A 14717-nucleotide genomic window follows, 5' to 3' on the forward strand; every position below is an offset into this window, starting at 1 on the left:
AACAGTTAAAGTTAGTGCTTACACATCCTATTTTGAGAAGGGCGACAAGTTACCTAAATATAAATTTGTCCAAATTCGTAAATCTAATAGTGGTTCAGTTTCAGATGAAGTAACTTATACCAAAGCTGAGTTAAATTCTTGTATCAAATTATTCGATAATGTTACTGATCTAGCACTAAAAGATAAAATCGATAAAATTGTTATTAGTCCGGTTGCTGCATATGCAGAGGCTATTTTAGATGTTCGTAATAAGATCGCTGCATTATTTGATGCAACTTACGCTTCTGAAGATGGAGAATTTACTGTTCTTGAACCAAGTGATTTGGAAGAGTTTGACAGATTGATGGCACTATTAGCGCAATTAAAAGCAGATGCTGGTAACGACAATCCAACTGGAACTTCTGCTCCATTAACTTTTACCCGTTTTTACGGATACAACGGAAAAGCGGTTTATAATTTTGATAAAGTTTTCAAATATAATGACACTTATTTAGTTTCATTTCATCCGCAGCCCAATACTACTGTTATTGCTCAAATTGATGCCAAAGGTAATCTTATAAGAGAACGTTTATTGAATGGTGTAGTAACATCAATGCAGGTTATAAATGATAATTTATTAATTACTCAAGCTTTAGATGCAACACAGTGCAAAGGAATCGGAGAAGCAGTAATCAATGATGATTTTATTGTAGGTTGTGTAACTCCTGCCCGCACTACAGCTATCATTGAACTTGATCCTGAGTTAAATAAAAACTTTGGAATGCAATATTTGAACACGTATTCTACAGGTTACAATAAAGTAGTGCCTCTTTCAAATAATGAATTGTTTTGGGTGAACACTTTAGACAATGCAACTCAAATTAACTGGGTTAACGGTACGGATCGTTCAATCATTAAACGTCTAAAAATTGACGAAATCGCCATTAAAGTTCTTCAACATAATGCTACTGATTTTAGTTTAATTACCAATAATAAAAAAATCATTCGCTTCAGTATTAATACAAGTACAAAAGCGATTTCGGTTACAGATACTAAAGTAATTTCTGAGGCATCTGTTTCAGAAATTAAAGATGCAGTGATTGCAAACGGAAAAGTTTTACTTACTGTTAAATTGACGAACGGAAAATTTGGATTAGCACAAATTAACGGAACAAATATCGACATCGTGAAAAACGATACCATTTTTGATTCTGCCGTTTATTTGTCTAATAAAACTTTAGCAGACAATTCGGTTCTTGCTTATAATCAAAAATATCTGTTTGTATTTAATACTTCATTGACTCTGACAAGATTAATTGAAAGAGGAAGCGAAGATGATAATGCAACTATTGTCAACATTCAAAACGAGCCATCAGTTAATGAAATTTTGATGCTTTCGTCTAAAGCAAATGAAAAAGGAATTTATTTCTCTCTGTTTAATGATCAATTTGACAACTGTTCTTTACATCCTGCAACCACTGTTTCTGTAATTTCGTCTGCTTCTGCCCTGACAATTGGCACTGCAAATTCCACGGCACTTGATATTGTTGAAAAATTGGAGTACAGTAAAGGTACAAGATCTTCAAAACTGCTTACTATCAATAATGTAATTTGTACCGCAGGAGGAAATTCTGATGATGATCCTGAATTAGATTACACTACTTACATTCAACAAATTAATTGGTTAAGTAAAGAAAGTATAATGCATAATTTAACTATTCCGAGTTCTCAGGAAGTCATGGAAGATAACCAGGCAATGGAAGCGGCAATTCAGAATACGGTTCAGCCTATCTGGAGACCCAATACTAAGTACTGTCTTAGTTTTACTTTAACCGATAGGGTTGATGATAAAGACACGACCAAATTTAATTACCATTATGGTTTCAGGACTTTAGGACCTGTTGGACACTTCCCTGTTCCAGATCCGGTTCTTCTGCCTAGCCCGGATGCACCGCCGAAAAATGAGTTAACAAACTTGTCAAAATCACCTTTGACTTCTTTGAGACAATATTTAGATTACAACCGTTCTTACCCTAATGCTGATGGAAGTTTATTATTATCTAAACCTTCATTCTACGGAAATGAACAATGCAAAATCTCGTTGTTCTTTAAAAATCCTTATGTCTCTCACATGCTTAGAGATTGGGAAGCCTATGGCGGAAAAGGTGCAATTGATGGCGCATTAAATCTTATTATCAAAGATCCTTTAAACGATGTTGTTATTCCATATCCTTTACCAACTGAAGTAACATCATATCCTAAAGCTGAAGAAAAAAATGCGGACTGGGTTGACGATAATGATCCCAGAATTCCTTTAAACATTAAAATGTTGCAAAACATGATTAAAGGAAGTACTGATTTACAATGTACGATTCAAATTGGATCGGCTCTAAAACCAAAATCTTTTGGATATGAAGTAAAACTTACAGATTTAAAACCTTCAAAGTTATACACCATTTTAGCTAAAAATTATTTTGATGATAACGAAGATAAAATTGCAACCGATAATGAAAACGTATTAATACATCAATTTGGCTTCCAGACTTCCCGCTACAGAGATTTTGCCGAACAGGTAAATAGTTTTGAGATTGATGCAACAACGTCAAGAAAAGCTCTATTTGATATTCCTTTAAGTTTAACTGAAGATCAGATTACTTCTTTAAACAATGTGATTTTTGGTCACACCGATACATTTAGCAAATCGATTGCTCTGAAATACCAGCATTTATTTGATCGTGCAGTAGAAGGTATTTTAAAATTGTCGCCTTTAGATCCTGCTCAGTCAACAGAGGTTAACCGAATTATTAATACTGATACTGATGAGATTGTAGCACTTTTAATTCGTAATCCGGAACCGTTCAATATTCCTAAAATTCCATTAGAAGAAATTCAGAATACAGTTTCTGTTGTCGACGATGCCGGAACAAAAATGTCAAACTATAAAGTATTGCATTCTAAAGATTATTCTCAAATTCTGATTATGAATAACAGTAAAAAAATTACTGATCCAACTTTAAACATCAAGTTTGAATACAGAATGTGGAATAATAACGGAACAGTTGGCGCAAATGCTACTGCATTAACAGTTCGTGTTGATCAGCCTGTAATCTTAGCTGTAGAAATATAAATCCTTAAAAAAACAATAAAAAATGAGTTCTATAAATCTTCAAGAAAGCCAATCCTCAGGTTGCGAAACGTATATCGCTATCGTAGTCGATGAGTCGGGTTCGATAAATGGAAACGAAGCGCAGCAAATACGTGATGGGCTGACTTCATTTATCAATTCTCAGCCTCAGAGTAAAATTACGCTTTCGTTAATCGGAATGTCAAATAGCGACAGTAATACAAGATCAGAGCATGTTATTCAAAAAAGAATTTTAGGTAATGCCGCTGCTTTTCAAAGCTGGATAAATGCTTTTGGTTTAAGATCTGCCGATCCTCAATCCGATCACTGGGCATCTGGTCTGGAAGTCGTAAATAGCTTAACTGTAGTTCCGGACATTGTTGTGGTAGTTACAGATGGTTTGCAGGTAAATGATAATGATTTACTGAAAAATTTATACAATAATCTAAATGATAAATCGCATGTTTTTGTTTACGGTGTTACAAGCACCGTAGACAATGCTGTCGAACTTATAACTCCGCTTACTACCTTTTTAGGAAAAGCCCCGGTTGCAAAAACCAGCGGACTTACGATCCTAAATACTGATTACATCAGAGTTCCGGATTTTAGCACTTTAGGATCTGAATTAAATCAACTTGCAGGTGCTTTGTCTGGTGCACAAATCGGATGTTTACCAAATGTCAGCATTGTGCAAAACAAAATGGTTTATCCTGCATTAAAAAAAGGTTTTGCCGTGCATCAAAGTGCCGGAACTTTAGTCCTTAGAAATAAAAGCCGCGTGGCTCTTACACTTCCTGCGGGGACAAGGATTCACAATGCTAGTAGTATTGATGGTCTGGTTTTTAAACTTCAGGATACTGTTGTGATTCCAGGTTTAGCAAATTTAGAAGTGGCAATCCGAATTGACGGAAGTCCGGTTGTAATGGGTACTTTCAATGCTGCTATTTCTTTAGTAAATGTTAGCAATCCCGGTAATGCGTTTCAGATTAGTTTTAATGTAAGCAAAGAGGTTCAAATTGTTGAAATGACTTCTGGAAAAACAGCTTTACAATCGACTAGTTTACAAATTACTGCTGCCGGTTCTAAAGGTATTGACAGTACAAAGGGAATTCATCTTCGTTGGCTTTTGGCTGGAGAATTGGGTGAAAACCATCTTCCGAAAGGAGATTTATTTACAGGAGTTAATTCTAATTACAATAAAAAAGATGATTTCGTAAAAGTTTACAGAGCTCCTTATACCAAAGTTAAGCACACAATTGATTTAGCCCAAAAACCTAAGTCAACAGATACTATCAATGCATTATGGGTTTATAAAACATCAGATCCGCAAAGATCGATCTATGTTTATTTTAGAAACAAAGCAAAATACCTTTCAACCAAAGCAAGTATTAACCCTGCTCAAAATCCGTCAGGTTTTATTCAGGCTTACGGAAACAATATTATTGAGATTGAGAATAAAAGTGATTTGTTCTTTGCTGCAGAATTAACTTTCAATTCTACTGTTAGTTCAAGCGTTGTTAAAATAGAAACTTTATCTGTTGCAGAAAATAAAATTGCAGCACCAAAAAGACTTACTAACAGGAAAACTTATACCTCAGCTCAGGCAGGAAATGTGCGTGTCATTGCAGAAAACGGAAGAAGTATTCGACTTAAAGCCAACAATTGTATAGTAAATAAAATCGAATTTGAATTCTATTCTGATTTTATCCAAAATGCAAATGAAAATGCGCTTTGGGACCTAAAAGGGAAGTATGCTTTAACTCTTGATGACAATAAAGCATTTGAACAATTAGAGCCGAAATTGAATACTGTTCACGGAAAGTGGTTAAAGTTTAATGATGAAGAATATGTAAACGTAAACAATTATAAAGATAAATGGAAACGCGCGACAGCCGAAGATGATAAGAACATCAAAGAAGTTGTACAAAGTTACATTGATTTGAGTGTTAACGATCTAAATCCGAAAGCTGAAGAACTTGTAAAGTTCAATGACAATATTCCGACCAACGATCCTAAACCAGGAGAAACAGCAGAATTTGCAGAGAATTCTACAAAAATCTCCAATCTGGACTTGTTGAACATTGCTGCCAATGATTATCATATTGCCAGAATGTTAGGTTTGGGATGTATCGATATTGATGAAACGGTTCTTTCCGGAGAGTTTATTTATCTGACAGAATATGTTACACTTAAAAACTTAGAAGGAGGTTCGACACCAAAAGAAGTACAGCATCTTTCTATGAGTATTCCAACTTCTGTAAACACAGAACGTTTGCCTCTTCCGGTGCAATTAAGCAAATTTTTACCAGGATTAAATGCAGGTTCAGAGGAAGAAGAACAGGCAAAAATTACCGATCCGGATGGTTATAGCTTTGACGGCAAGAAAAGATACATCAGTTTGTTTATGAATGATATTAAAGATTACAGTGTAAATACTGCATTCTTTGATGCTACTGAAGAATTTGACGGAAGTTCTTTCACCTTCCCAATTTATGCTGGTGTTGATTACAAATTTAAAGGGGAGACAGGCTGGCAAAAACCAGAATTAGCCTCCGACACAGCCTACTCAAACGTTAAAAAAGATTTATCTATCGGTTCTTATGAGCCAGCGCCGATTATTATTCCGGAATCAGGAAAATCATTTTTGAATGTTCGTCAGGAAAAAACCGGTCAGCAAACGTATGTTTATCAAGGGTATGGAATTAATATCTTTTCGAGAGCAACATCTGGAAGACAATTAGAGGTTAAATCACATATTAAACCCAAAAACACGTTGTTGCCTCCGACAGGTATAAATCCGTTACTAATTACGGAAGAAAACCCTTTGATGTTTACATCAATTAATGAACAGATCAAATTTAAAGAACTTAATGATAACACGGCTATAACAGATAAAACATACATTCGACTTTTATTTGAGTATGGTGCAATTCAGGAATTACAAAATTATCCGATTCCTGATGATATGAGTACCGAAAATGCTTTGCTTGCCGATACTATTTTCCCTGATAATGAAGAACTTTTTGCTGACTATTTTAATGTGTATTACAGAGATAGTCTGCCTCAGGTTGAGCATGCCAAAATTTTGAACATCACAAATAGTCCCACAAATGAGCTTACTTCAATTATTAGAATTCAGGAATACACAATTCTGAGTAGTGGCGAAGAAATTAAAATCAACCTAACTAATACTAATAAAAACAGATTTGTTGGAGGTATTCTGACAGTTGGAGAGTTAAATTATATTATTCAGAATATTACTATTGTAAATTCAGCAGGAAAATTTAACTATGCAGATGTTGAAGTACTTAAAAAAGAAGTAAGCGATAGTCTTGTTTCTGATGGAGATGCTACAATAGATTCTGAACAAATTAAAGATGTCAAAAAACCTGTTAATGGATTATGCACTTTAGTGGAGAATATGCTAACGAGTGAAAACTGGAATCAGCCAAGCCCGCTTAATTTTCAGGTTCAGTTGCCACAAGCTCTGAAAAATGTTAACCGAGAGATTATTTCGCAAAAAGACAGTCAGGGAAGTGACTCTTTACAGATTGAAAAGACTAGAGGAATTTGGCATGATGAGGTATTGATTGAAGAAGTTTTAGAAAAAGCCTATCAGGTAGATGCAAACGGAGAATATGTATTGGATAATAATGAAAGTCCAATTCTCTTACCTGAAACAGAAAATAAACATTTTGGTTTGTACAAACTGACTTTTAACGGATATCAACTCGCACAACATCCACAGTATAACTCTGAAAACGGACACTCTGTTGAATGGATGAATGGCTCGGTTCGCTTATTTACAGATAGCTGTTTTAATGGTTCAAATCCGATTCCGGTAAAATCCAGAAAAGAATTTAAAGTCGTTAGAACTGAATCTAAAACAACCGGAGAATTAGTGGTTTACATTAATGATCCAAACTTTAAAATTAAAAAAGACGGAAGCCAATTGGTGGATCCAACTTATGATAAAATTATTGTTGGAACAAAAAAAGTAAATTACTCTCCAGGTTACAAAATATATCTTTTTGCAGATGCGGCAAACGGAATTACAGCGGCAAACATTCAGCCAAGAGCAGGAGAAAATACCCATTATTCCATTTTCGGAATCAGCAGTCATTCTAATTATTTAAATTATGATTCCAGAATTAGTGTTCCAAGTCCGATGTATGCCGTAAGGATTGAAAAACCAGTTAAACCCGAAGATGTACAAGGTCCTTTGTATGCAACAAGACCCGATTTCTTTAACCGATCAACTTATACTCTGACCACCAGATACACACATCAACCTTACGGAATGTTGCATTACAGAGCTAGCGATCAGGCATTATTAAATGCTTTGTACAAAACTGCGACAATGGCAAATATTCGCGAAGAACTGGGTAAACTCGGCGGTAATAATGAAGTTTATTTCACCAACAGATGGCAAAATTTCTTAGATCTTGAAGGTCTAATTACAAAGAACAATGTTATGAATCCGACTGATTTACTTGGACCTGAGGAAAAACCTAATGTATTGCCTCTGAGAGAACCGCTACATTATACAGAATATCCCGTTAATGGTGATCCATTGCTTAGATATCGTTTTCCAGTTCCGGACAGTGAATTCTTTATTAAGTCTATTAATGACTTTATTAAATGGCATAATGAGTCACATCCTCCGGCATTACATGCTCCAGAAATTGAGTCGCTTAATACTTTAAACGATATCATAATTTCGACAAAACATGGAATTGAAAGAAATCTGCTAGCGATTCATTTTATCGAACAAGTCATTCATGCCACATTTGTACCACTTACTGAAGTACCTGTTATTTATGAATATATTAAAGGGAATGATTACGTTCCTGTTAATAAGAAACAAACGATTAAAGACAAAAATGGAAATGTTTTAAAATATCCGGATCCGGAACTTGACATTGCACCTATGATGAAAATCACAGACGCAACCAATTTTAAAACTCAATTTACTGATTTCACTCTGGACGGAAATTCACAAGACGTTTATTTCTATGGTGTTCGTGAGATGGATATTAAGCTAAACTTTAGTGATTTCAGTACATTTTGGGGGCCTGTAAAATTAGTAGCTTCAAATCCGCCACAGACTCCGGAGATTAAACGAATCATGCCAGTTCTGGAAAATGAAGTTTTAGGAATTAAACCTGCTATTCAGATAGAACTAAACGCTTACAAACCAGAATATAACATTAAAAAAATTAATATCTATCGTGCAAAAAACATGCTGGATGCGCAATCCATCAGAATGATGACAGCTGTCAAAGAGATTTTGATTACCGAAGATACGTTATCTACTGATTTTAATAGCGTCTGGACCGTTTATGATGAATTTGAAGACTTAGAAAATGTCCCTTACGGAGAAGGTATCTTTTACAGAATTACAGTTTCAAGAGAAATTGAATATGCAGATCCAAGTTCAACAGAACTTAATCCAATTATCAATATTGATTACACACCATCTCAACCCTCAAAAATCACGGCTACGGTGATTGCTGATACTGTTTCGCCAGAATCTCCGGTTTTAACAGCTTCGGGAGATGTAATGGGAGAAAATGAATCGATTCTAAAACCTGTTGTTTTCAGTTGGGGAAAAACGGTTCATAATGGTAAATATCATTTGTATAAAATGAATAATCAAGGAAACTGGGATAAGATTCAGGAGAAAGTTTCAAATGAAGAAACCGTTACATTGACTTTACTGGAAACTAAATTAACCACGGATGAATTGATTATCAAAAACGCTGATGACGAAAGAATCTACCATCATTTCAAAGTAATTGCCGAAAACTCATCGGGAATGTACAGCAGCGAAGAAAAAATTCTAACTCTTTAAAATCCAAATTAAAAATACCAATGAAGTAAAATTCATTGGTATTTTAAATCAGTGATCAAATAAATATTTACAGCAAGAAAATAAAATTAAATAACATGGCAACAAGCAGAATTAACATTGGCAATAAATTCAAAAATGCTGATATCCCTTCAGAAAATGACTTTGAAGAAATCTTTGACAGTTTTGTTCATAAAGACGAAGACAAGGCCAATTTTCAAATGGTCGAAACAGGAACAGATAATGAGCATTATGTAACTCCTGCCCTTTTGCGTACAGGTTTACAAAATATCGGAATCATCACCGGAAACAGTTACATGCCTGTTAAAGAGCATTTTGACAGCTTTATCGGCAGTACTTTACCCTTAGAAAAACTACCTGTAAAATTTAGTGTTCAGGCATTTAAAAATGGCCAATTATTATTAGAAAAGGAAAATCCGGGAGATGAAGGAGATTACACGATTAATTACGATACCGCAGTAATCACTTTTTCTTCTAATATTGACAACAGAAATATTGAAGTAGATTATTGGTACAAAAACCTAACACCAAATCCAGGTGGAGGTTCTGGTCAACAAATTGATTTTGGCAGTTTTTTACATACATCTGGAAACGAAACCAAAAACGGAATCCTGACTTTCAACAATACTACTCCAACCTCAACAAGCGGAATTGTATTAACTAATAGCGGTGCAGATGCAAATGCAAAAGTACTGGATGTCACAGTTACCGGAGCAGGAAGTGGAGTTTCTGTTCAGAATACAGCAGCTGGAACAGGTATTAAATTATCAAATACCGGAACCGGTGTAGGAATTTCTTTGAACTCAACGGCCACTGCTTCGGGAGATCTTTTACAAGTATCGAAAGATAATGTTGTAAAAGCTAAAATTGATAAAGACGGAAATGTAACTGCTGCTAAATTTGTTACTTCTGGAGGAACAGAAGACAAATTTGTAAAGGGAGACGGTTCTCTTGATCCTAAAACTTATGCTGAAGACACTAAAGTAATTCACACTACTGGAAACGAATCCAAAGACGGGGCTTTAAATCTAACACATAATGATGCTGTTCAGGATGTTTTAACAATTACAAAAAACAATAGTGCAAACTGTTTAAAATTAGTTCAAAACTCTAGTTCAAATGCTACCACTTCTACTTTTGATACAGGAAGTGAGGATGTCAACAGAAAAGCAATCAGCATTCAGAAAATAACAGTAGAAAAAGCCTTTATTACACATGATGGAAATGTCTCAGGAACTTCATTTACAACCTTAAACGAAAAAGCCGACATTACCGATGGATTCTTGACTTTAGCGAATTCTGCTTCTCCAGCTGCAATGACAGATCATGCAAAATTATATGCCAAAAAAGACGGTGCTAATACCGACATGTATGTAATGGGTAGTGATGGTGTTGAGAAGAAGATTGGTGCAAGTGGTGACCTGAGTAATGTATTACATAAAACAGGTTATGCTACAGAAACCAAAACTGGAGAGTTAGTAATTGATAGTGGAATAAATGGTGATAGCGGATTTATGTTAAGTAAATTACCTACTTTTATAAATAGTGCCCCACATTCTACAGGACTTGATAATGATTATAATCTATGTAGACTTCCAAATGGTGATTTATTAACTCAATCATCAAGAGCTCCTTACAATGTTAGCATAAGCCCATCGGGTGGAGGTACTCCCTCGTCATATAATGTGACATCATACAGCTCTACTGCTTATATGAAGTCTTTCCCTAATGGAGATGTTTTACTTTCTAATTCAAATGGAACAAATGTTGAAAAAATACCATTTGGAGGTGGAAGCAAAGTTGTATATTCAAATGAAAGAAAGTATGATGATATAGTTATACTAGCAAATGGTGACTTCTTGGGTGTTTTTAACACTAACGTTTATAAGGTTCCTTTTGGAGGTGGAGCTTCAACTATATTTGCTACAGGATTTATTGCACTTAGATCAATTACTGAGCTCCCGAACGGAGATATTATAGTTGCAGATGGCTACAATGATAATATGACTCTTTATAAAATACCTCCTGGCGGCGGATCAAAAACAGTATATCTAAGCGGTAATTACTCATTTAGAAGATTACTTTCATTTTCTAATGGTGATATTTTGTTCCACTATCTTAATGTTGTATACAAAGTTCCCTTTGGAGGAGGATCTCCGATTATATATGCCTCTGGATTTGAATATTCAATCACAGGCCTTATCATTTTAAATTCAAATGAGATTCTCGTAGGTCAACTATATAGTATTGTTAAAGTAAGTGGTTCAATCTCTAAAAATGTTCTTACAACAGATTCTGCAGGAAAAGTAATAAAAACAACTTACTTAGAAGATGTTCAATATGTAAAATCTTCTGAACTGAATAATTATATTGATAAAACAAGTAATCAAACTATAACAGGAATTAAGACTTTTAATAGTAGCAGCACAGATCTCGGTATGATATCTATGACCTCTACTAGAGGTTCTATACCTCTAATAAAACTTGCAAATTCTGGGCTAGGTAGTACATGTATTAATTCAATTCAAAATGATACTGTAGGACGAAACCTTGTATTGACTGCCGGTCCAGAATCAACAGGATTTGCTATTGAATCAGTAAATAATGGTTTATCTACATTTTCATTAAATAAAGAAGGAAATGTAACTGCAAATTCTTATATCAAAAAAAACGGTACATCGATACAATATCTTATGGCAGATGGATCTGTAACGACTTCTTCTCCTCAAGCATTGCCTTATAAGGTTTATACTGCTATATTAACTCAAACATCTACAAATGATCCCGTTGCGAATGTTTTGGAAAACACTTTGGGAGGAACAGTTGTGTGGACTCGTACAGGAATTGGCAATTACTTGGGAACGCTAGCAAATGCATTTACGATGAGCAAAACTATTGCATTTATAACACTTGGCGGGTCTGTTAGCTCTCAACCACATAACATTGCATGTTTTGCTAATTCATCAAATACAGTACTAATTCAAGCAGCTAGAGCCGGAGTAAATTCAGATAGTGATATGGCTCCCGCATCAATAGAGATAAGAGTTTATAACTAATAAAAGAAGTCTATAATTTTTTTCTAAATTAATCAATTTAGAAAAAGATACGACTTATAACAACAAAACGAAAAACAATTAAAATAATAAAGATGAAAACACAAGAAATGAAAAAAGAAGAAGCAAAAACAATTAACGTAGAGCAATTAAAGAAATTACAAGACTTTAATGTCTTTATGGATAAAGCGAGATTATCGCTGGGAGAATTATCGATTCAGTATGAGTTTCAAAAAGCCGATATTTTGAGTCAGATTGCCGTTCAGCAGCAAAATTTTAATGAGTTGGAAAAAGCAATCAAAGACGAATACGGAGATATTCGTGTGAATATCGAAACCGGCGAAATTGTAAAACAGGAAGCAGAATAAATTCTTGAAAACAGTTTTAGAACAGCTATCAGGAGCCACCAATTTGTTCGTTTTTTTAACGTGGTTCCTTTTAGCTTTTATCGGGGCTTTTACGGCCGTGGTAATTCGGGCGAAATTTAAATACAAGTATAGTATCGATACTCCATATCGTTGGTCCTGGTCGTTTTTACTTCAGGATAATCTTGTCAATCTGACCATTGGATTTTTCATTTCGCTTCTCTTCTTCAGATTTACCAGTCAGTGTTTGCAGGCAAATCTAAACATTTGGCTTGCATTTATTCTTGGCGGAACTTCTAACGAATTAGCATTGCAATTCGTAAAATTTAGCCTTAGCGCTAGAAAATAACTTCATGTCCGGCGAAGCAGTTTAAAATTTCTTCTTAAAATTTTACTCAATATTCTTCATTCAAACTATTTCATTCGAAATAGTAATGGACAAACTATAATCATTTATTAGATAAAATATGGAATACTATAACATTGCAAAGTCACTGACTGCAGCAAAAAATGACTGCGCTGCCGGAGTCAAAGGAAGTTCCGTAACTCTTACCGCAAATCCGAATCAGTTTGTATCTACAGTAAGTGTAGCAGATGCCAATGCAAAAGCCGATGCATGGTTAGCCGCAAATGTTCAGGCTTATGCAAACAATGCAGGAACCTGCAGGGTTACGGCATGGAGAGGTGCAAATCCTTCTTGTGTTATTGAGCCTACAGTAACATTGTCGCCTTTTAACTATATGGTCATCCGATACAAATGGGCATTAGGAGCCGGACAGGATTTTGACACCTACACCGGAATCGTAAACTCTGGAACTTCTTTGGACAACAAATGGATGGGATGGGGCCACGGATTCAACAACGAAATTCCCGAAAATGCTCAGGCTGCGAACTCCTACCTCATTTGGGCAGGTGATAATACCCAGGCAAATGGCGTAGAGAGCTGTCTTGTAAATTTTAGTAAAATAACAACTGACTACCCTACTCTAAATACTGTTCAGGTAAGAATGGCCGGATCATGGTACAGAACATTAGGTACCGGAAACATCGATGTTGAAATAGTTACCTATCAGGGCGGGACAATGGTAAAATCAGGTTATGACATTATTAATGTTGGCGGTACTATGGTAGATCAAAAGAATTTTTCTAAAAAAGTATCTATACAGGGTACCAATTTGTCAAAAAATATTGAAGCTGTCACTAACCTTGGGTTCATTACCTACATCAAAGATTCTGCTACAGGGCAAATTGTAATTAAATACTAAAAAAACAAAAATATGGGAAATACAGGATATAAATCTTTTGCGGAACTTGAGCTATATTATGTTGATGACGGAAGTTCTGCAGGTCAAAAAAAACCAAATGTAGTGACAGATCCGGATTATATTGCACCTGTTTTAGATACTGTTACATGTGCGCCTAGCACAAGATATTACAGCGTAGAAAAAAAATTAAGTGCGAAAAAAAATAACTGTGGAACGGGATATAGCGGAAGTACCGTAACACTTACTTCTTATCCAAATCAATTTTTTTCGACAGTAAGTCAGGCAGATGCCAATGCACAGGCAGATGTGTGGCTGGCTGCCAACGTTCAAACTTATGCAAACAATTCCGGAACGTGCGAGAAAACGTATACACCTCCAACAGGTGGCGGTGGTAGTGGATGTTTTGTTGAAGGAACTTTGATCACATTGCCGGACGGAACAACAAAAGCAATTGAAGAACTTACACTTGATCAATTATTGCTTTCTACTGAAATTCATACACTTAACGATACCAATAATGCCGATGAATTGTATAAATGGTCATGTGCTTATTTAGCTGAAAACAGGATTACATCGCCTATCACAAAAATTACAAAACAAACAGCTGACAGAACTATTATCGTAAATAATGGATTGTTTGAGGCCACTCCTACTCACTTGCAGTTAATTCAGCGAAATGGACATTGGAGATTTATTCCTTTAGACGATATTTTGGTTGGAGACAATTTGTACACCATTGATGAAAAAATTATACCAGTGACTTCAGTAGTAATTAATTTGGAAAAACGAAACATCTATCCAATGACATTAAATCCTTTTCATACCTATTTTGCAAATGGAATTTTAACACATAATTATAAACAACCATTGGCTAATGATGATTAAATAAAGCATCAACTTAATCAATAAAAATAGTCTCTTCGTTTAAAAACGTTATAAATATTTAATCCAAATTCTACAGAAAAATTCTTTTGAAATTGATCCTCAATAATCTTAGTCAAAAAAGAATGTAGAATTTGGATTTGCGTTTATATCATTTTAAACAAAAAATTTTAAAAG

General features: G+C 34.9%; 7 protein-coding genes. All 7 read left to right on the top strand.

Annotated features, from left to right (window positions below):
* Positions 1-322: 322 nt before the first annotated feature.
* The 7 genes from ABEB31_RS00930 (at position 323) to ABEB31_RS00960 (ending at position 14543) form a co-directional block, all read left to right on the top strand.
* A complete protein-coding gene (locus tag ABEB31_RS00930; RefSeq protein ID WP_347049414.1) occupies positions 323-3106 on the top strand; it encodes a hypothetical protein in 2784 nt (927 codons plus the stop codon).
* A gap of 22 nt (positions 3107-3128) precedes the next feature.
* Positions 3129-8957, top strand: a complete 5829-nt coding sequence (locus ABEB31_RS00935) for a VWA domain-containing protein (RefSeq protein ID WP_347049415.1) — start codon at positions 3129-3131, stop codon at positions 8955-8957.
* Between the two features lie 95 nt (positions 8958-9052).
* Positions 9053-12031: a hypothetical protein gene (locus tag ABEB31_RS00940; RefSeq protein WP_347049416.1), complete on the top strand. Its 2979-nt coding sequence runs from the start codon at positions 9053-9055 to the stop codon at positions 12029-12031.
* Between the two features lie 92 nt (positions 12032-12123).
* A complete protein-coding gene (locus tag ABEB31_RS00945) occupies positions 12124-12396 on the top strand; it encodes a hypothetical protein (protein WP_347049417.1) in 273 nt (90 codons plus the stop codon).
* Positions 12397-12400: 4 nt separating this feature from the next.
* On the top strand, positions 12401-12742 hold the full coding sequence (locus tag ABEB31_RS00950) for a hypothetical protein (RefSeq protein WP_347049418.1): 342 nt from the start codon (positions 12401-12403) through the stop codon (positions 12740-12742).
* Positions 12743-12860: 118 nt separating this feature from the next.
* Positions 12861-13658: a DUF5977 domain-containing protein gene (locus ABEB31_RS00955; protein ID WP_347049419.1), complete on the top strand. Its 798-nt coding sequence runs from the start codon at positions 12861-12863 to the stop codon at positions 13656-13658.
* Between the two features lie 12 nt (positions 13659-13670).
* Positions 13671-14543, top strand: coding sequence for a DUF5977 domain-containing protein (locus ABEB31_RS00960; RefSeq protein ID WP_347049421.1), 873 nt, complete (start codon positions 13671-13673; stop codon positions 14541-14543).
* Positions 14544-14717 lie beyond the last annotated feature (174 nt).

Source organism: Flavobacterium olei (assembly GCF_039749035.1).
Classification (GTDB): Bacteria; Bacteroidota; Bacteroidia; order Flavobacteriales; family Flavobacteriaceae; genus Flavobacterium; species Flavobacterium olei.